Here is an 18,775-nt window from a genome sequence, read left to right on the forward strand (position 1 = left end):
CGCGGGGGCCGCGCACCGACCGCGGCCCCCGCACCCCAGGGGGAGACATGACGCAGAACGTCGCCGACCACCTGCTGCGCCGGCTGTCGCAGTGGGGCGTCACCAAGATCTTCGGCTACCCCGGTGACGGGATCAACGGCCTGGTCGCCCAGATGGGCCGCCTGCCGGAGGGGCCCCGCTTCGTCCAGAGCCGCCACGAGGAGATGTCGGCCTTCGAAGCCGTCGGATACGCCAAGTTCGGCGACGGGCCCGGCGTGTGCCTGGCCACCGGCGGCCCCGGCGCCATCCACCTGCTCAACGGCCTCTACGACGCCAAGCTGGACCGGGTCCCGGTCGTCGCCATCGTCGGCCAGGCCGACCGCACCGCCCTGGGCGGCTCCTACCAGCAGGAGGTGGACCTGCACTCCCTGTTCAAGGACGTCGCCGCCTACCAGGCCACCGTCACCGTCCCCGAACAGCTGCCCAACGTCCTGGACCGGGCCGTGCGCACCGCCCTGGGCCGCTCCGCGCCCACCGTCCTGATCATCCCCGGCGACGTCCAGGAACTGGACTACACGCCGCCCGAGCACGCGTTCAAGCACGTGCCCTCCAGCGCGCCCGACCGCCTCCACGAGCACCCCCGGACCCTGCCCCCCGTCCACGCGCTGGACCGGGCCGCGCAGGTCATCGACGCCGGGGAGCGCATCGCGATCCTCATCGGCCAGGGCGCGCGGGGAGCCGGCCAGGAGGTCCTGGACCTGGCCGACGCCACCGGCGCCGGCATCGCCAAGGCGCTCCTGGGCAAGGACGTGCTCCCCGACGACCTGCCCGAGGTCACCGGCAGCATCGGCCTGCTGGGCACCCGCCCCTCCTGGGAGCTGATGCGCGACTGCGACACCCTGGTCATCGTCGGCTCCAACATGCCCTACACCCAGTTCCTGCCGCCGTTCGGCCGCCGGGCCGTGCAGATCGACACCGACCCCGGCGCCATCGGCATGCGCTACCCCACCGAGGTCAACCTGGTGGGCGACGCCAAGGCCACCCTGCGCGCGCTCCTGGAGCGCCTGGACCGCCCCGACGAGCTCACCGGGCCGCGCCGCCGCTGGCGCACCTCCATCGAGGAGGGCGTCGCACGCTGGTGGGACGTCCTGGACGCCCAGGCCCGCATCCCCGCCGACCCCGTCAACCCGATGCTGATCGTGCACGAGCTCTCCCTGCGCGCGCCCGACGACGCGGTGATCACCGCCGACTCCGGGTCCGTCACCAACTGGTACGCGCGCCTGCTCAAGATGCGCGCGGAGATGCGCGGCTCCCTCTCGGGCACGCTGGCGACCATGGGGTGCGCCGTCCCCTACGCCATCGGGGCCAAGTTCGCCCACCCCGACCGGCCCGCGATCGCCCTGGTCGGCGACGGCGCCATGCAGATGAACGGGCTCATGGAGATGCTCACCGCGCGCCGCTACCACGAGCTGTGGGACGACCCCCGGCTGGTGGTGTGCGTCCTGCACAACAACGACCTCAACCAGGTCACCTGGGAGCTGCGCGCCATGGGCGGATCGCCCAAGACCCCGTTCTCCCAGGACCTGCCGGAGCTGTCGTACGCGGCCTTCGCCGAGCAGGCCGGGCTGGTCGGCATCACCGTGGACGGCCCCGACGGCGTCGGCCCGGCCTGGGACCGGGCCCTGGCCGCCGACCGGCCGGCCCTGATCGACGTCCGCTGCGACGCGGACATGCCGCCCATCCCGCCCCAGGTGGACCGCGAGCAGCTCGTGGACACCGTCAAGGCCCTGCTGTCGGGCGACCCCGACCGGCGCGGCGTGGCGGTCCGGGGCCTGGCCGCCAAGGCCCGGGAGTTCTTCCCCGGCAGCGGCTGACCGCGCCGGCCGGGCACACCGCCCGGCGTCGCGGGGCACCGCCGGACACGAGGGGGCGGGGCGAACCGGGTCCGCCCCGCCCCCCGCGCGCGGTCAGCCGGCCTGGATCTCGCCGCCGGTCGGCGCCAGCGTCTCCCCCGTGTAGTACGACGACAGCCGCCCACTGGCGAAGAACACGTAGGAGGGCGCGATCTCGTCCGGATCGGCCGCCCTGCCCATCGGCGCCTGCTCCCCGAAGCCCTCGGCCCCCTTCTCCCCGAGGGTGGCGGGGATGAGCGGCGTCCACACCGGCCCGGGTGCCACACAGTTCACCCGGATACCGCGGTCCATGAGGGCCTGGGAGAGCGACAGCGACAGGTTCATCACCGCGGACTTGCTCGCCGCGTAGTCGATGAGCGTGTCGTTGCCGCGCAGCCCGTTGATCGACCCGGTGATGATGATCGACCCGCCCTCGGGGATGTGCGGCACGGCCTCCCGCACCGTCCAGAACACCCCCATGACGTTGACGTCGAACGTCCGGCGCAGCTGCTCGGTGGTCAGGTCGGTGATGTCCTCCACCGGCGCCTGGGTGGCGGCGTGCTCGACCAGGACGTCGATCCCGCCGAGCTCCTCCACCGCCCGCTCCACCAGGTGGGAGCAGTACGACTCGTCGGCGAGGTCGCCGCGCACCCCCACGGCGCGCCGCCCCTGCTCCTGCACCAGGCCCACCGTGTGCTGTGCCTCGGCGTCCTCGCTGAGGTAGCCGAACACCACGTCGGCCCCCTCCTTGGCGAAGGCCACCGCGGTGGCCCGGCCGATGCCCGAGTCGGCTCCGGTGATCAGGGCCCGCTTCCCCTCCAGGAGCCCGCTGCCCCGGTAGTCGCGCATCTCGTCGCGCGGCCGGGGATCCATCGGCTCGGTGCGCCCCGGATAGGGCTGGCTCTGCGCCGGCGGACGTTTCTCGGTCATCACCGATCCCCCCTCTCCTCTTCCCGCGTGCCACTGCCCGGTTCCCCCGCCTTCACACATGGTCCGGGCGGCCGCCCGGGCCGCCGGGAGCCCGTCCGGGCGCACGGGCGTGTCACGCGTTTGCCCGGGGCCCGAACCGGTCAGTGGCACCCGGACGGAGCCGGAGGCCACGGCTGTGAGCAGGGGGTACAGATGAACGACGAGACGCGCGACGCCAAGGACCGGGCGCTGGACGCCGCCCGCACCGATTCCGAGGGTCCGCTGACCACCGACACCGGCGTACGGGTGGAGGACACCGACAACTCGCTCTCCGCCGGAACGCGCGGGCCGACGCTGCTGGAGGACTTCCACGCCCGGGAGAAGATCACCCACTTCGACCACGAGCGCATCCCCGAACGGGTCGTGCACGCCCGCGGCGCGGGCGCCTACGGGCACTTCCGCCCCTACGAGGGCCTGTCGGACGTGACCGCCGCCCACTTCCTGAGCGGGCCGGACGTGGTCACACCGGTGTTCGTGCGCTTCTCCACCGTCGCCGGGTCGCGCGGCTCGGCCGACACGGTGCGCGACGTGCGCGGGTTCGCGGTGAAGTTCTACACCGAAGAGGGCAACTACGACCTGGTCGGCAACAACATGCCCGTGTTCTTCATCCAGGACGGGATCAAGGCTTAACCCCCGACTTTCGCTCCTGGTAGCGGCCCTATCGCGGCGACTGCAACGCCGGACAGGGCCTAGCCCGAACCCCTGCTAGACCAGGAGCAGAGCATGACCCCCACCATACCCCCGAGCGTCCTTGACGCCGTTTCCCGCGCGATGGAGTTCGCTCTCGCGCACCCCCACGCCCTCCCCGTCGCCGGCTTCGCTGCGCTGGCGGGTTTCTTCTGGGTCGTGTCCCGTCTGCTGGCCCGCCGCGTCCCGGTGACGCTGAACGACCGCGCCGCCGCCGAGGCCGACCGGGCTCGCCGTTCCTCCTGACGCGCCCGTGTGGTGCCCGCGCCGCCTCCCGTCCTGAGGCGGCAAGGGGACCAAACGGTCCACCCCCGAGAAGGAGAGCCTTGTGGCCACCAAGTACAAGCAGTCCGCCCTCGGCAGTGAGCTCCGCGCGATCGCGGACGCCCACCCGGGCGTGACGGTGCACCCGAACAGCCCGGTCGGCCCGTACACGCGCGCCGTGCTGTGGACTGCCATCGTCGGCCGCCGCCAGTTGCGCGGACAGGCCCTGTGGGAGCCCGACCCCGGCCAGTGGACGGTGCGGGCGTTCGACGAAGCGGACCCTGCCGGGACGGTCCAGTACGTCTACCCCGCCGACAAGGCCGGCATCCCGAACGCGATCACCGAGGTGCTCGCCCGTTTCAGGCGGATATGAGAAGCGACCCGCCCTATTCCACCAAGAACCCGGGCGGGCCGCGATTCCCCGCATCTGCAAGACGAGAGGAGGTTCCCAGCATGACACTGACGGCGACATCACGCCAACCGCAGGGGGCCTCCATGCGCACTCTCGTCCTGTTCACCTACATCGTCGCCGCTGGGTGGGCTGCATGGTCTCAGCGCGACACCGCCTGGTTCGTGCTGCACGCGACCGGCTGCCTGGCTGGGGTGTGCGCGATGAGCCAGGCCCTGTCCTATGCGGCGGCTCTGGGCGAGCTGGACGGCCCGGACGACACCGTCGATCAGACCGACGAGTACATCGAGAGGACGGAGTGGGATGACTGAGCCCACGCAGGACACTGAGACGGCGTCGCCTGCTCCCGCCCCGGCCGCGGAGGAGCCCAAGGCTCCTGCCGAGAAGTCCCCGAAGGCCACGGGCCTGCCGATCGGCCAGATCGCCGTTGGTGGTCTCGGCGCGACCGTGCTGGGGTCCGCTGCGCTCGCCAGTGTGGTCGGCCCTGCCGGGTGGTTGGCTGCTCCTGTGGCCGCGACCGCCGGGGGCGCGGCGTACATCGCGCACCGGCGCCGCAAGAAGAAGGGCGGCACCAAGGGGATGCGGACGGAGAAGACCACCGTCACCCGCGGGTCCACCGGGACCGCCCGCATGGGCGGGCTGGGTGGGCGCATGCCGGGGCTGGGCTCCGGGCGCACCGCAGGCAAGGTGTCATCGTCCCGATCCGGCGGCGTGGGCACTGCGGGCGTCGGCCGACGTTCTGGCGTCGGCCCGGCGGGGGGCTCCTCCCGGGGTTCGTCGCCACGCGGCGGTTCTCTCCGCAGGCCGTCCCGTCCGGGCTCTCCCGGCAGCGGCTCCCGTGGCAGCACTCCTCGCTCTGTCTCGCCCCGTGGCGGCCTGTTCCGCCGCAGCGCCGGCGACACCACTACCGCGAAGCGCAAGAACCCCCCGACCAGCGGCACCGGAGGCCGCACGACTGGAGGATCTGTGTCCAAGTCCCGGTGGGGCGGCGCACACCCCACCACCCACAAGCCCGGCCTCAGGGGCCGGATCGGCCGGAGTGCGGCGCGCGCCCGCGACTGGGCCGACGACAAGACCGGACGCCGAGCGTCCGGAGCGTGGAACGCCGCGTCCGGGCAGTCCTCGTTCAAGGCCCGCCGCCGGGCAGCCGCCGCGGCAGCACGCAAGAAGGGCAGTACCCGGATCGGCGCGTCGATCCTCGCGTTCATCGCCGCCCTGTTCGCCCCCCGCAAGAAGCCCACCCGCCCCCGGAGTACGAAGGAGACCCCGGCTGGGCAGTACGCCCGCGACGGTTACACCCTCGGGGCCGAGGTCCCCGGACACCCCGGGTCGTACTACGCAGACCCGCGGGATACCCGTCCCGGATATGTGGACCGTCGGGGCCTGGGCCCTGACCACCCCGGCTACACCACCGGCGACTACGACGCCAACGTCGACCCGCGCACGTGGAATGAGCGAGTCGCCGCTGGCGACGTCCCCGGATTCAGCACCAGCACGCACACAGGAGGAACCACCATGGCTCTGCCCGCCGCCAGCATCGCCGCCGACATGGCCGCCGCCATGTCCCGCTACGAGCCCGCCGACGCCTACCAGATCGTCCCTGACTCCCGGCAGTGGGTGGACGTGCCCACTCAGGTCGCCATGGCGGTGAAGGCCTACGCGGACCGCCTGGAGGGCGCCCGCTTCCCCATCAACTCCGCGATCAACGACAAGCTCCGGGAGTTCGCGACGGCGATCGCTCAGACCCGGCAGATCGCGGAGGAGATCGAACCGCTGATGCGCCGCGCCCACGAGGACGACCTCGCCCGCCGGGAGTCGCCGCGCGGCGACGAGTCCAAGTGGAACATCTGACCCGCCCCAACGTCTGAGAGGAGGCCCCCGATGGCCACCTGGTCACTCGCCACCGACAACGTCCTCGGCAACGCCACGACGGCCGCTATCGGGCTGGCCGCGACCGCCGCCGGAGCCGACGCGCTGGGGTTGCACCCGCTCGTCGGTGTCGGCGTGGGAGCCGTCGGGGCGCTCTCCTCTATCGTGACCGGCGGCATGGCGCCCCCGGAGCGGGTCACCGCCGCTCTGGCGCGGTGGGCTGGCGCCGGGGGTTGGATGGCGTGGGCGCTGGCCGGGGACCCGTGGACGGTGCTGGGCATCGGGTCGCTGGTATCCGGGTCGGTGCTCGGCGCCAGCCTGGGGCCGTGGTTGAAGCGCCGCGCGAAGGCCCCCGCGAAGGAGCGCAGCAGCGGTGGCATCGTGCTCGGGTCCGTCGCCAAGGAGAACGCCGAGTGGCAGACCCGGATCGTTGAACGGGGCGGACAGCCTTTCCGCGGCACCGTCGTGGAGGCCGTCACCAAGTGGGACAACCGGATGGGCGAGGACGTGCGCGTGTGCCTGCCCAAGGCGGGCGCCACCGTCGACCAGCTCCGCCACCTCGCCCCCGGGCTCGCCGCGGACGCCAACCTCCCCCACGGGTGCAGCATCGAGGTCATCGAACCCGCCGGCGAGGGGCAGCGCACCGTCATCATGCGCGTCCCCACCCGCGTCCTCACCGCCCTGGACGAAGGGCACCCGCTGTGGGAGGAGCAGCGCAGCATCCTCGACGGGGTGCCGATCGGCGCCCACCCCAACGGCGACACCACCGAAGGCCCCATGCGCGAGGAATCCTGGCTCATCGTCGGCAAGAAGGGCGCCGGGAAAACCACCCTGCTGTGGGGCATCACCGCGACCGTTGGGATGTGCCGGGACGCGCTGGTGTGGCACATCGACCTCAACGGGGGCGGGATGACGCAGCCGTGGGTGGACGTGTGGCTGGACGGGCGTGTGCAGCGCTGCCCGGTGGACTGGGCCGCCCCGAACCTGGATGAAGCCATCCGCATGGTGAAGGCCGCGGTGCGGATCGCGAAGCACCGCAAGATCGCGTACCGCAAGCGCAAGAAGGAGCACAACACCAACCTGCTCCCGGTCGGCGCGGACCTGCCGGAGATCGTGATCATCCTCGATGAGGGCGCCGAAGCGATGGCCGCCGCCGGGAAGGGCCAGGTGGTGGAGCTCGCGGAGACGCTGGAGCAGATCCAGCGCATCGCCCGCAACGAAGCCGTGAACCTCGTCCTGTCCGTCCTGCGCGGTACTGGCGACCTGGTGCCCGCGGCGATGTCCACCCAGACCGGGGTGGGCATCTGCATGAAGGTCCGCCAGCAGAAGGAGATCGCCGCCGTTTTCGAGTCGGCGTGGGAGCTCAAGCTGCGCCCTGAGCACCTGACCGCGAAGGGCGCCGGGTGGATCGGTGTGGACGGTGACCTGCCGACCCGCTACCAGGGGTGGAACATTCTGCCGGATGACATGGAGCAGATGGCGTTGCGGATCGCGGCGGTGCGCCCGGATCTGGATGAGGCGTCCGCGCAGGCGGCGGGCGAGGACTACGCCACCCGGTACGAGCGGATGCGGCAGCTGTTCACGGAGGACGCCGAGATCGTCGAGGACGAGCCCGCGCCCGCCGCAGCCACCACGTCCAGTCGGGCGACGGCGGACTGGGACCTGTTCGGCACCGGCCCCTCCCCCGCGCCGGCGCCTGCCGGGCCCGCACTGGGCGTGGGGGACGACGGGATCGAGGACGCCGTCATCGTCGAGGACGACATCCTCGTCGGTGCGCTGCGGGTCATGGCGGACCTGGGGGCAGACCGGGCCACCCGCGACCAGCTCGCCGCCCGGCTGACGGGCGGGGACGAGGCGTTGCTGCGGTCGCGGATGACGGCCGCGGGGGTGTGCCCGGTCCACTCGCTGAAGGTCGATGGGAGGGACGCGCGGGGCTGGTACCGGCGCGATATCGAGGCGGCGATGAGCGTGACACCGGCGTGACGGCGGGGGTGTCACGGCCGTGACACCGTCACCGCGTGACAGTGGCCGTGACGGCCCTGACCTGCGGTGACACCGTGACACCACCGTCACGGGGAGGGGGATAGGCGCCCTCCAGGGCCCCCGGGAGGGGGTGTGCGGGGCGTGACGTCACGGGCGTCACGGGCCGCGGAAGACAGTCAGAAAACAGCGTGACCCGCCCCGGAATCGAACCCCACGGGCGGGCCACTTACCCCAGAAGGGCAGTTCCATCATGGCACCTACGACGACCCCGCCGTCCGACGACGTGGCGCTGGCGGAGATCCGCGAGTTCGAGTACCGGCTGGGTGAGCTACCGGGCCGCAATCAGCTCATGTCCGAGTTCGGGTGGGGCGCTTCCCGGTCCACCCGGTTGCTGGGCCTGTACAAGGAGCAGCGGGAGGACCGGTCCGGGTGGGGGCGGTCCGACTACCCCGGTCCGGGTCCGGTGGATGGTCTGGAGGAGTCGGTCCGGTCCGAGACGGATCAGGATGGCGGTCCGCAGTCCGGTCCGGTCGGGGACGGTGTCCCGGTCCGGCCTGAGGAGTCCGCGGACCCGGTCCGGCCGGTCCGGTCTTCCCGGTCTACTGAGGCGCCGGTCCAGTCCCCCACGGTCCGGACCGGGCAGCCCTCTCCGGACCGGTCCTCCCAGTCCGGTAGCGGCCGGGCTGCGGCCCCTGAGGGCCAGTCCGGGTCTGGTCCGGTCCGCCAGTCCGGGCAGGTCACCGACCAGACCGGCGCCGTCCGGCCCACCCCCCAGTCCGAAGAGGCGGCCCCGGTCCAGCCTCAGCAGACCGCCCCCGTAGCCCGGGTCCAGGCCGACGCTCCCCCGGTCCACCAGACCGCGCCGACGCCGGACCGGACGGACCAGACCACAGGAGACAGCGAGCAGACCACCGCTGGCCAGACCGGACCGCAGACCGGCGGATCGGACCGGCAGCCCTACGGACTGATCGCCGCGACCCTCGCCATCAGCCTGTCCGCGTTCACAGCGGTCTGGGGCGGCTGGGTCGGACTGGGGAGGATGGTCGGGTTCGGGCCGGTCAACCTGTTGCCCGGGATCGGCGACGGACTGGTCGTGGACCTCGCGATTACCCTGCCGATCGGTATCGAGGCGTATGCGGCGGCGGCCCTGTGGGTCGCGGTCGGCGGACTGGTCCACGGGCGTGGCCGGTGGTTCGCCGGGGTGTCTGCGGGGGCCGCGCTCGGTTTGGGTGCGTTTGGGCAGGCGGTCTACCACCTGCTGGAGGCGCAGGGGCACCACGCGGCGCCGGACTGGGTGGTGGTGTTCGTTAGCATCCTGCCGGTGGTGGTGCTGGGTGCGGCGGGTGTGCTGCTGCACCTGGTGCTGGAGGAGCGCAAGTCCCGGTAGCGGGCTTCTCTGTCGCCTGTCTTCGGGCGGGCGGCGGGGTGGCCTTCTACCTCCTGGAGCCCCCTGTGTCTGCCCCTACCGAGTTCGTCCCCCGTCGTTCCCGCTCCCCGCTGTCCCGCCGTTACTGGGCGGCCATCTACCTCATCCGCCGCTTGGTGTTCCTCGCCCTGATCCTGTGGTCCGCGATCACGTGCGCCGTCCAGTTGGCCGGCCCGCACCCTGTCGCTGCCGGTGCCGGTCTGGTGTGCGCGTTGGTGGTCCTGTACGTGCAGGGCGGGTGGGTGTGGCGGCGGTACCGGCGGTGGGTGACGTAGACTGGCTCCGACATCCTTCCCGGCGGGAGGACGTGAGCGTGGGCCCCGCTTCGGCGGGGCCTTCTGCGTGTCCGGAACCGGCCACGGGCTTGGGGTCGGGGTAAGCCCGACCGGACGCGGAGCGCGGGATCATGGGCGGCATGAGCAACCCCGAGTTCGCCGAGAAGCTGACTGAACCCGTTCGGAAGATCGTCAACAACTTCGTACACAACCACCCTGGCCTACAGGTCACCGATGATCTCAAGGCGGCCTTCAGGCAGGCCTCAGGTGTTGACGATTTCGCGCGACGAATGACGTGGGGGGCCCTCAACGGGCGGACTTACGGTGAGCTTGAGAAAGCCGTTGAGGATGACCTGGTCGCGGCTGAAGCTCTGCCCCCAGAGGAACGGGAGGAGGCTGTAACTAACATCGTGCTCCACGCGGAGCTGAAGGCTCTGAGGGAGGAGTCCCGGCAGACGCGATCGGATCTCGTTCATCTGAGGGAGGAGAACGAGGAGGCGAAGAAGGCAACGGCGAAGGCGGAGAAGCGCGCAACGCGGCAGTTCTTGATTGGCTTTGTCAGCGGAACGGTTCTCGGCTTGGCGGGCCTTGCGGCCTCGTTCATAGCTGGGTAGGCGTGGGGCCGCCCGACGTGCGCCGGGCGGCCTACGGGGTTACAGCCGGAAGTCGTCGGTGCCGTTGCGGATCTGCTCAGCGGTCACGACGGGAGCGAGCGCCCCGGTGACGTCCTGCGGGCGCGGGGACGCCAACAGGGGCTCGTCGTACACGTCCTGGTTCTCGGGGTTCCTGTACGGCTTGTAGGCGCCCTTGTTGATCCGCCGGTAGTAGGCGCCTGGGTCATCGCTGTACGCGCGCTGTGCGGGCCTCTCGGGCGCTCCCAGGAGCCGCGCAAGGTCCGGGCGTGCCTTCTCCCCCGCCGCCGCGAGGTGCGACCGCAGACGAGCGATGTCCTCAGGGTCCCCGGCCTTGATCTCCCCCGCGCACAGGGCGCACCCGTGCGGGGGCATGTCCTGCTGGTGGTCGCCGCACACCGTCACGGTCGGCGGAGCGGAGTGGCGGCGCACATGCGCGAGGTCTCCGAGCAACAATCGCTCTTCCCGGTTGGTCACCCACCACACGAGCGACCGGATGCGCCCGCCCCTGCCGTCGCCTTGCTGCTCGATGTAGTCCACGACCATGCGAGCTTCGTCGTCGGTGCAGCCCAGTCGTTCGATGACGATGCTCTCAGGAGTCTTCGTCTTCTTCTCAGCGACGGGAGCGGGCTCACGCTCAACGTGACCGCTCACCGAAGAAGAAGAGATGGTCCTTCTAGATGCATCCTTCTCCATGGTCCTTTTAGAAGACTGCCCGCTTTCGGACTTCCCGGGCTCGGGCTTCTCGCGCTCGGACTTCCCGAAACCGGGCAGTCCGAGAGAGTCGTCTCCCGAGGGCTCATCCGAGGTCTCCTCGGGGAGGTTCTGCGGGGTGTCGTAGACGTCCACGTGCGTGACCCACTTGCTGCCCTCTCGGACCTTGGTGCGCACGAGGTACCCGAACTCCTCCATCTCGTTGAAGGCGTTGAGGAACGCGCGCTTGCCGGGGGCTGCGTCGCCTCGGATGGCTCGGGCGTCTTCCCACATCTTGAGTGCGGTCGCGCCTTCGTAGTCGTCCGTGTTGGAGAGGAGGCGGAGGAGGATCAAGCGCGCCATCTCGGACATGCGCTCTTCGCGAAGGATCGCGTTGGGGGCGATCGTGAAGTTCGCGGTGTGCTTGGTGCGGTGCACCTTCATCGCGTACCTCCCTTGGGGAGGTACGACGTTGTGACCCGAGAGGCATGCCCTCGATTCGGGTCACCGACTATGATGTGACTAAGCTTCATGCCTAGCCGCCCTTCCTGCTGACTCAGGATCGGTGGTCAGAGCCCGTGTCGGTGCTGGTAACACCGCGCGGGCTCGCTTTATGTGGTTGTGGGCCCATTCTACCCCGTGTGCACGTGCAGCGGGAGGACAGGAAAGCCCCCGCGAAGGCGGGGGCAGGGCAGGTCATCCCTTCTTTTTCGGTCCCCTCGGGCGCGGAGCACCACCCCGGACACCCGCTGACCCCTTGGGCCCTGCCGCACGGCGGGGCCCACACCCATGCGCGCCCAACAAAAACGGGCCCCGCCTACGCAGCGGCGGGACCCGTTTCGCGAAACACCCTACCCCCCACACCCCCACCCCTACACTGCCCACATGGCGAAAACCCTCTACCTCGTCGTCTCCGGCGCCCCCGCCCCCGAAGGCACCCCCGAGCTCGCCAGGACGCTCCAAAGCGACGGCTGGCAAGTGGTGTGCATGTCCACCCCCATGGGCGTCCGTTTCCACGACACCGCCGAACTGGAGCAGCTCACCGGAGCGCCCGTCCGCACCGAATACCGGATGCCCGGACAAGGCGAAGGCTCCCCCAAAGCCGACCTCGTACTCGCCTGCCCGCTCACGTTCAACTCCACGAACAAGTTCGCCGACGGACACTCCGACAACTTCGCCCTCGGGCTCCTCTGCGAAATGGTCGGCTACGACGTCCCCACCATCGTCGTCCCCCACTGCAAACCCCAACTCGCCTCCCACCCCGCGTTCCAGCGCTCCCTGGCGACCCTCCGGTCCATCCCCGCCGTCACCCTCGTCTACGACCACCACGCCCCCTACGAATCCCGCCTCCCCACCTGGGAACACCTACTCCAGGTCACCCGTACTCTCTAGACAGGAGGCCCGGCGTGGACGCAGCCACCAGGGGCCAGATCATCCGCTCCCACCGCCGCCGGCGCGGCTACTCCCAAACCGTCCTCGCCGGCCTCGTGGGACGCTCCGAGTCATGGCTGTCCCAGGTCGAGCGCGGCAAGCTCGCCGTGGACTCCCACGAGGTACTGTCGCGGCTCGCCGACGTCCTACGGCTCCCCCTGTCCGAGCTCACCGGATCCGAACCCGAGGCCGCCCCCGTGCGCTACACGCCCGCTGCCGACATCGAACGCGCCATGATGCGGTACACGTCCCTGGAGGTGATCGTCGCGGAGACCGGCCGCGAGGACCCGGTGGACGTGGCCCGGCTGCGCTCTGAGGCGCACCGCACCTACGCCGCCTACCAGGCCACCCGGTACGGCGAGGCGGGGCGGAGGCTCCCCCGGCTGATCCGGGACGTGGAGGCGGCGGCGAGGTCCCGGGGTGCGGACCGGCCGGCGGTGTGCTCGGCGCGGGCGATGGTCTACAACACCGCTGCTGCGGTGCTGCGGCGGGTGGGTGCCACGGATCTGGCGTGGCAGGCGGCGGACCGGGCGATGGCCGCCGCGGAGTGGGCGGACGAGACGCTGCTCGCTGCGGTCGGCGCGTACCGGCTGTCCTATGTGTTCATCAGCCGCGGCAACCCGGATGTGGCGGCGGAGCTCGCTATGGGTGCGGCGCACGCCCTGGAGCGGCGGATGCACCCGGGCACCCCGGAGGAGCTGTCGGTGTACGGGGGTCTGCACTTGGCGGCGGCGACCGCGGCGGCGGCGGAGTACGACCGTGCGGCGGTGCCGCGGTTCCTGCGGCAGGCGCAGCGGGCAGCGGACCGGCTCGGCACGGACCTGAATCTGCACGGGACGGCGTTCGGGCCGACGAACGTCGCCATCCACACCATCAGCACGAACGTGAAGGTCGGGGACGCGCGCGCCGCCGTGGCGGCCGGCGAGGACCTGGACGTCGCCAGCCTCCCTTCCGGGCTGGTGGGTCGACGGGCACAGGTGCACCTGGACCTCGCGCGCGCCTACACCCAGACCCGGCAGGATGCCGCGGCAGTGAACACCCTGTTGGAGGCGGAGCGGATCGCCGCTGAGCTGGTGCGCCACGACCCGTCGACGGGTGCGGTCATCACGGAGCTGTTGCGGCGGGAGCACCGCAGGTCGACTCCGGAGCTGCGGCCGTTGGCGCAGCGCGCCGGGGTCGCGTAGCGTCCGCCTGCTTCCGTTGGGACCCGCAGGATTCTGCGGGTCTTTTACCTTTTCTGGGCTGCGAAACCGTGCGGGGTTTCCGGCTTACCGTCGTGCCCACTGAGAGGGGTGAGGCATGACGGTCGACGAGTACAGGTACACGGGTCCGCTCGCTGTGGTCGCCGGCGCGTACCCCGACTGGGAGATCAGCCGTGCTCCCCGCGCCGACCGTCCTGCGGCGTGGGTGGCGCGGCGGGGCACGGTGACGCTGTCCGCACCCACCGCTGCGCATCTTCTCGCGCGTCTGGAGGACCACACCCGTGATGACGCCGAGCTGGCACGCCTCCAGGAGGAGTACGGCCAGACCTACCGGGTGTGGCGTACCGCCGACTGGTGGATGGGCACCGCGCTCACCGATGGCATCACCCCGACGCTGATGGAGCCGACCGCCACGGCACTCGAAGCCCGACTCCGCAACCCCGGTCCCCGGTACGGGGCGCCGTTCCCCAGGGAGGCACACCCATGAGTCCGCACCGACGCCACACCGACCCGTCCGAGGACCCCATCCCGGACGACCTCACCAAGGAAGAGAAGGAAGCGGTCCGCCTCCAGGGCGAGCGCATCGCCGCCGCCCGAGCCGCTGGAGTTCCGCTGCTGGGTGAGGACGGCCGCCGCCGGGGTGAGGACTACGACTTCGGTAGCTGACCTACCGGATTAGACGCCGAAACCGTCTCGAGGGGATCGGCACGCCCACCAGATGTGGGCACGGGGCGGCGGTCACCCGTCGCCCCACCAAGCTCCCGCGTCCCTACACCGCTGAGGTGATCAAAGCGCGGGGAGGGCCCCGGGCTGGGAATCCGGGGAGGGTCCGGTGGGGAAGCATGGCCGGACCCGGCCCCCGTCGCATGCCAGCGGCGGGGGTTTCGCGTTCTCCGGACAGGGCGGGCACTGGCGGCGATGATGGCGAGGAGGGTTCTTAAGATCCCCTTGACAAGAGACCTTAAGGACCTTAAGGTCTTACTCATGAGCAGCAAGCACTACGGCATCGAGCAGGCCCGGAAAATCCTCGGAGACCTGGCCCTCGAAGTCCAGAGGACCGGACAGCCGATCATCCTCACCCGCGGCAACAGCCGCACCCCCATCGCCCAGATCACCCCCCTGGAGAACACCATGACCACCTACATCGCCGCCGTCGGAACCGCCTCCGATGTTGTCGCCGGAGACTACACCGACGTCGCCGTCGGAACCGCCGACGAGAACGGCAACATGACCGACACCCTGGTCCTGGACCCCGTCGAGACCACCGCCCGTACCGACGCCGACATGGAGGACATCCAGGACGCCGCGGACGCCACCCTCGAAGCGCACGGCTGGACCCGCGTGGGCGCGTGGGACATCGCGGACAACGCCCTGTACGCCACCGTCGCGCGCGTCTAGCACCTCCTGCTCCCCGCCACGCAGGGATGTCGTCGACCACCTGAAGGAGGCCCATGGTGCCCGAGAAAGACACCGGAGAAGCACTGGCCATTGTGCGCACAGCGCTCGCCGAGGACTACCCCGATGCCAGCATGCAGCCCGCACCCGGCGGCCCCAGAGGCGCGGTTCGGGTGGCCCCGGCAGGGCGGTACCCCGCAGATGATCTACCGGCCGCCACGCGCTGGCGTGTCCAGGTGTCCCGCATGGCCACCGACCTGGAGGGCGCCGGAGCGCTCGTGGAGGTAGCGCCCGACAAGACGCACCTGATCGCTGTCCCCCGCACCGGAGAGATCGCCACCTACGCCACCAGCATGGACGCCGGTGACAACTGGCATCTGATCGGTGCGCCCGGCTACACACGATGCGGCAAGCGGAAAAAGGCGTCCTGGCTACTGGAGAAGCTGCCCGACGACCAGGTGTGCGAACCGTGTCGCACCGGACCTGCCATATTGTCTCGCCCGGAAGACCGGGGCATGCTGTAACACCCGTGGCAAACCCCTCCTCCGGGAGGGGTTTCTGCTTTCATGCACCCATGACCCTCCAGTACGGCGACCCCGATGGGCACGGTGTCCACGGGCAGCTCACCACCGGAGCCGACGGTGGCCTCATCTGCCACGAATGCGGTGCCGAACGACAGTTTCTCGGCCGTCACGTCCGCGAGCACGGCATGTCCGCCGACCAGTACCGGGAGCGGCACGGGCTCGGGCGTGCCACCCGGCTCGTGTCCGCCAGGCTGCACGCCACCCTGTCCACCAAGGGTCTTGAGCGGGTCGGATCTCCGGCGTGGGCCCGGTTCGAGGCGGCACGCGACCCGGACGCAGCGCGCGAGGAGGCCCGCCAGGCCCTCAAGGAACCCCTGAGGCCACAGTCTGTGCAGTCGTGGACCAAGGAGGCGCTGGCAGCCGCGCAGGGTCGCAAGAAACGCTTCTGCGAGGTCCCCGGCTGCGGACGCCCCCATGCCGCGAACGGGCTGTGCCGCACCCACCGGGAACGACTGAAGCGCACTGGGGACGTTCAGGCGCACATCCCCGTGAGGCCACGCAAAGGCGGCCCGGGGTCGAAGAAGGAGAGCTGACCCCGGGCACAAGGAAAGCGCCCCTCCCGCGAAGGGAGGGGCGCTCACGCGTGCGGTCAAGCCGCGAGTTCGAGATCCTTCGGCGACACCTGTTGCCGCGTCGCCAGCGCCAGCACCGCCACGATCGCGCCGTTCACCGCGACCACCAGCTCATCCGACAGGCCGACACCGTAGTGGGTCAGGACCGGCGCCAGCGTGGTCACGACCGCGGTGAACGCCGCCGGCGCGACCGGGCGCACAACCACGGCCTGCACCGCGCCGAGCACCGCACCCAGCGCGGCGACGATCAGCGGCACCGACACCGCGTCCAGGTACGGGGCGCCCGCCGCGAGCGCGACCAGCAGGACGGCCTGTACGGCGTTGATGATGACCACGGGCTCGCGGCCGAAAATGGGACGGGACATCGAATCCTTCTCTCAGGGGTGGGTTAGTACCAGGACCAGCCGGAGGTGCTCACGTGACCGGGGCCTCCCACGCCGCCTTCCAGGTGTCGGCGCCGATCTTGCCGTCCACCAGCAGCCGCTTCTCCGCCTGGAAAGCGCGGGCGACGCCTTCGGTCTGCTTGCCGTACAGGCCGTCCACCGAGATCACCCACCCGCGGTCGCGCATCCGCCGCTGCCACGCGCGCAGGTCCTCGCGGTGCGAGTAGTAGCCCGACACCGAGTGCGCAGGCCCGGATCGGGGCCCGAAGTAGTACCCCTTGGGCAGCGGGAAGCCCGGCGCCCTGGTCGCGGGCGGCTTGGGCTTGGGCGCCGGGTTCGGGGCGGGCTCGGTCGGCTCCGGAACGTCCGGGGTGTCGTCACCCCACACGGCGGGCTTGGTGAAGGTGCCGTCGCGGACCATCCGGTACGCCTTGTCTCCGGGGCAGGAGGTGGCGATGAAGTCGCGGTGCCCCTTCACGGTGCCGGAGATCGACGAGGTGGGCTCCATGAGCCACTCGCGGAGCTGCCTCACGGCGTTGATCTGCGCCGGGGTGACCTCGTCGCGAGGCCCGGTCATCAGCGTCACGGAGTAGTACGTGCTGTTGCCGCCGGGCTGGGCAGCCTGGGTGCGGAAAAGCCCGCGCCCCTCCATCACGTATCCGTGACTACAACATCCCCAGGAATAGCCGATGTCCGCCCATCCGCGAGAGGGTCCGGTGTGGAAGCCTCGGGTGCGCTTCCAGTACGCCTCACACGCGCTGTGCGGCTTGTTCGCGAGGTTCTGATCCGAGGAGTCGTAGTGGACGACCAGGCCCCGTTTGGGGTAGGCCTTCCCAGCAGGGCTGGACTTGGACCAGCCGAAGTCACTGCGCCACTGGAGCTTGTCGGGTTCTGGCATGCGCCCTCCTGGGCATGAAAAAAGCCCCACAAAGGGGCATGAATGTGGAGAAATCGGGCTAGCGTTGGCGTAGCTCCGCCAACTCATCAGCCATCCGGCGTAGACGCGTCTGCTCATCGTGCAAACGCGACTCCATCTCCCGGATACGGGCCTCCAAGGCGTCGATACGCTCATCCCGTTGGCTCAGCTCGTCCTCCAGCGAACTGACCCGAGCGCGCAACCGCTCGTTCTCCTGCTGCAAGCCATTGAGGGAGGAGACCAGGGCGGCGTTCGCAGCAGCGGCATCCGTCACCGTCGCCGTACCCGCATCGGACCGGGTCTGCGCAGCCCGGAACAGCAAGCTGATCGCCCACGCCACGGCACCCAGCAGGCTCGCGCCGGCCCCGCCGATCACCACCCCGTCCAAGCCCATCATTCGGTCTCCGATCTAGGCACCTCGCGCGCCCGCAACGCCCGGGTCAGCACCCGGATACGAAGCAGGCACGCGGCGGCGTACAGCACATAGGTGGCGGCGGCGGTCGTCGCAGTTGCGGGCTGGACAGCGACGATCGCGGCACCGTAGATGAGGGTGGTCGCGGCCAGCAGCACCAGCCCGGCCTGCTCCACGCGGAGCTGCTGGGTGGCCAAGCCGACGAGGATGAGCGGGGATCCCACCAGGAGCGACACCGCCCAGGCCAGGACCATGGGTGCGGGCAGGATCTCCGCGATGGACGGTGGTGCGACGCCGAGGAAGGTCGTGGTTCCGCTGATGACGCCGACGACGCCGAGCATGGCCTCGAAAGGGGCGAGGGAGATGGCGTCAAGGATCGAGCGCAAGCGGCGCACGGGACCTCCTACTCGGGGTCGGGGAGGGTCCACGGGGACGTCACCACAGTGGTCGTCGCCACGTGCTGTGTGCCGCCGCCCGGAGCGGGCTCGGACGAGTACACCGTCGATGTCGTGCGGGTGCGCGTCTGCATCCCCTCGCCGCGGAGCACCGCCGCGACACCGGCCGCGACCACCTCAGGGGCCGCACCCCACCCGCCGCGGACCAGGATCTCTCCCGGGTCGTCCTCGGGCATACTGTTCGGGTGCCCGTTGTACTGCACCAGGACTTGACTGATGGACACGGAGGTCTCCTATCCGTCGACGTCGGGCGGGTCCGGCGGGTACTCCGGCATCGGCGGCGCCGGAGGCGGAGGGGGCTCCGGGTTAGCCACCGGCGGAGTCGGCACCTCAGGATCCGGCGTCAC

Annotated in this window: 23 protein-coding genes and 1 pseudogene; 17 read left to right on the plus strand and 7 right to left on the minus strand. The window is 70.8% G+C overall.

Annotated elements, in window-relative coordinates:
• Positions 1–47: 47 nt before the first annotated feature.
• The gene (locus tag K1J57_RS26710) at positions 48–1,853 is read left to right on the plus strand and encodes a thiamine pyrophosphate-requiring protein (protein WP_220561473.1); all 1,806 of its coding nucleotides are present in this window, start codon (positions 48–50) and stop codon (positions 1,851–1,853) included.
• A gap of 93 nt (positions 1,854–1,946) precedes the next feature.
• Here the strand turns inward: K1J57_RS26710 and K1J57_RS26715 are convergent, their stop codons facing one another.
• On the minus strand, positions 1,947–2,801 hold the full coding sequence (locus K1J57_RS26715) for an SDR family oxidoreductase (protein WP_220561474.1): 855 nt from the start codon (positions 2,799–2,801) through the stop codon (positions 1,947–1,949).
• A gap of 192 nt (positions 2,802–2,993) precedes the next feature.
• Here K1J57_RS26715 and K1J57_RS26720 point away from each other — a divergent pair.
• The 9 genes and pseudogenes from K1J57_RS26720 to K1J57_RS26760 all read left to right on the plus strand — a co-directional run.
• Positions 2,994–3,464 (plus strand): annotated as a pseudogene (locus tag K1J57_RS26720) (catalase); the annotation flags it as partial.
• A gap of 99 nt (positions 3,465–3,563) precedes the next feature.
• On the plus strand, positions 3,564–3,773 hold the full coding sequence (locus K1J57_RS26725) for a hypothetical protein (RefSeq protein ID WP_220561475.1): 210 nt from the start codon (positions 3,564–3,566) through the stop codon (positions 3,771–3,773).
• Between the two features lie 82 nt (positions 3,774–3,855).
• Positions 3,856–4,164, plus strand: a complete 309-nt coding sequence (locus K1J57_RS26730) for a hypothetical protein (RefSeq protein WP_220561476.1) — start codon at positions 3,856–3,858, stop codon at positions 4,162–4,164.
• A gap of 122 nt (positions 4,165–4,286) precedes the next feature.
• The gene (locus K1J57_RS26735) at positions 4,287–4,511 is read left to right on the plus strand and encodes a hypothetical protein (RefSeq protein ID WP_220561477.1); all 225 of its coding nucleotides are present in this window, start codon (positions 4,287–4,289) and stop codon (positions 4,509–4,511) included.
• 655 nt (positions 4,512–5,166) lie between these two features.
• Positions 5,167–6,051, plus strand: coding sequence for a hypothetical protein (locus tag K1J57_RS26740; RefSeq protein WP_220561478.1), 885 nt, complete (start codon positions 5,167–5,169; stop codon positions 6,049–6,051).
• A 30-nt stretch (positions 6,052–6,081) separates the two neighbouring features.
• Positions 6,082–8,052 (plus strand): hypothetical protein, encoded by a 1,971-nt coding sequence (locus K1J57_RS26745; protein WP_220561479.1) that lies wholly within the window; start codon positions 6,082–6,084, stop codon positions 8,050–8,052.
• A gap of 250 nt (positions 8,053–8,302) precedes the next feature.
• Entirely contained in the window at positions 8,303–9,439 is a 1,137-nt protein-coding gene (locus tag K1J57_RS34070) for a hypothetical protein (protein ID WP_220561480.1), read from the plus strand.
• A 65-nt stretch (positions 9,440–9,504) separates the two neighbouring features.
• Entirely contained in the window at positions 9,505–9,753 is a 249-nt protein-coding gene (locus K1J57_RS26755; RefSeq protein WP_220561481.1) for a hypothetical protein, read from the plus strand.
• A gap of 140 nt (positions 9,754–9,893) precedes the next feature.
• On the plus strand, positions 9,894–10,367 hold the full coding sequence (locus tag K1J57_RS26760) for a hypothetical protein (RefSeq protein WP_220561482.1): 474 nt from the start codon (positions 9,894–9,896) through the stop codon (positions 10,365–10,367).
• 39 nt (positions 10,368–10,406) lie between these two features.
• On the opposite strand, the gene K1J57_RS26765 is transcribed toward K1J57_RS26760, so the two are convergent.
• Positions 10,407–11,522, minus strand: a complete 1,116-nt coding sequence (locus K1J57_RS26765; protein WP_220561483.1) for a hypothetical protein — start codon at positions 11,520–11,522, stop codon at positions 10,407–10,409.
• Between the two features lie 441 nt (positions 11,523–11,963).
• On the opposite strand from K1J57_RS26765, the gene K1J57_RS26770 reads away from it, so the two are divergent.
• The 7 genes from K1J57_RS26770 (at position 11,964) to K1J57_RS26800 (ending at position 16,223) form a co-directional block, all read left to right on the plus strand.
• On the plus strand, positions 11,964–12,470 hold the full coding sequence (locus tag K1J57_RS26770) for a flavoprotein (RefSeq protein ID WP_220561484.1): 507 nt from the start codon (positions 11,964–11,966) through the stop codon (positions 12,468–12,470).
• Between the two features lie 14 nt (positions 12,471–12,484).
• Positions 12,485–13,693, plus strand: coding sequence for a helix-turn-helix domain-containing protein (locus tag K1J57_RS26775; protein WP_220561485.1), 1,209 nt, complete (start codon positions 12,485–12,487; stop codon positions 13,691–13,693).
• 115 nt (positions 13,694–13,808) lie between these two features.
• On the plus strand, positions 13,809–14,198 hold the full coding sequence (locus K1J57_RS33750; protein ID WP_255646625.1) for a hypothetical protein: 390 nt from the start codon (positions 13,809–13,811) through the stop codon (positions 14,196–14,198).
• Complete coding sequence (locus tag K1J57_RS26785; RefSeq protein WP_220561486.1) at positions 14,195–14,377, plus strand: hypothetical protein; 183 nt, start codon at positions 14,195–14,197, stop codon at positions 14,375–14,377. The genes K1J57_RS33750 and K1J57_RS26785 overlap by 4 nt, the downstream gene beginning before the upstream one ends.
• A 318-nt stretch (positions 14,378–14,695) precedes the next feature.
• Entirely contained in the window at positions 14,696–15,109 is a 414-nt protein-coding gene (locus K1J57_RS26790) for a hypothetical protein (protein WP_220561487.1), read from the plus strand.
• A 53-nt stretch (positions 15,110–15,162) separates the two neighbouring features.
• Positions 15,163–15,630, plus strand: coding sequence for a hypothetical protein (locus K1J57_RS26795; protein ID WP_220561488.1), 468 nt, complete (start codon positions 15,163–15,165; stop codon positions 15,628–15,630).
• A 50-nt stretch (positions 15,631–15,680) separates the two neighbouring features.
• Positions 15,681–16,223 (plus strand): MucR family transcriptional regulator, encoded by a 543-nt coding sequence (locus K1J57_RS26800; protein ID WP_220561489.1) that lies wholly within the window; start codon positions 15,681–15,683, stop codon positions 16,221–16,223.
• Positions 16,224–16,279: 56 nt separating this feature from the next.
• Here the strand turns inward: K1J57_RS26800 and K1J57_RS26805 are convergent, their stop codons facing one another.
• From K1J57_RS26805 to K1J57_RS26825, 5 genes are read right to left on the minus strand one after another with little or no spacing between them, the layout of a single operon-like run.
• Positions 16,280–16,627 carry a hypothetical protein gene (locus K1J57_RS26805; RefSeq protein WP_220561490.1) on the minus strand — a complete coding sequence of 116 codons (348 nt, stop codon included), beginning with the start codon at positions 16,625–16,627 and terminating at the stop codon, positions 16,280–16,282.
• A gap of 49 nt (positions 16,628–16,676) precedes the next feature.
• Entirely contained in the window at positions 16,677–17,543 is an 867-nt protein-coding gene (locus K1J57_RS26810) for an N-acetylmuramoyl-L-alanine amidase (RefSeq protein ID WP_220561491.1), read from the minus strand.
• Between the two features lie 58 nt (positions 17,544–17,601).
• A complete protein-coding gene (locus K1J57_RS26815) occupies positions 17,602–17,958 on the minus strand; it encodes a hypothetical protein (RefSeq protein ID WP_220561492.1) in 357 nt (118 codons plus the stop codon).
• Entirely contained in the window at positions 17,955–18,359 is a 405-nt protein-coding gene (locus K1J57_RS26820) for a hypothetical protein (RefSeq protein ID WP_220561493.1), read from the minus strand. Before K1J57_RS26820 ends, K1J57_RS26815 begins: the two co-directional genes overlap by 4 nt.
• Positions 18,360–18,376: 17 nt before the next feature.
• Entirely contained in the window at positions 18,377–18,652 is a 276-nt protein-coding gene (locus K1J57_RS26825) for a hypothetical protein (RefSeq protein WP_220561494.1), read from the minus strand.
• Between the last annotated feature and the right edge of the window lie 123 nt (positions 18,653–18,775).

Source organism: Nocardiopsis sp. MT53, from assembly GCF_019598965.1.
Lineage (GTDB): Bacteria > Actinomycetota > Actinomycetes > Streptosporangiales > Streptosporangiaceae > Nocardiopsis > Nocardiopsis changdeensis.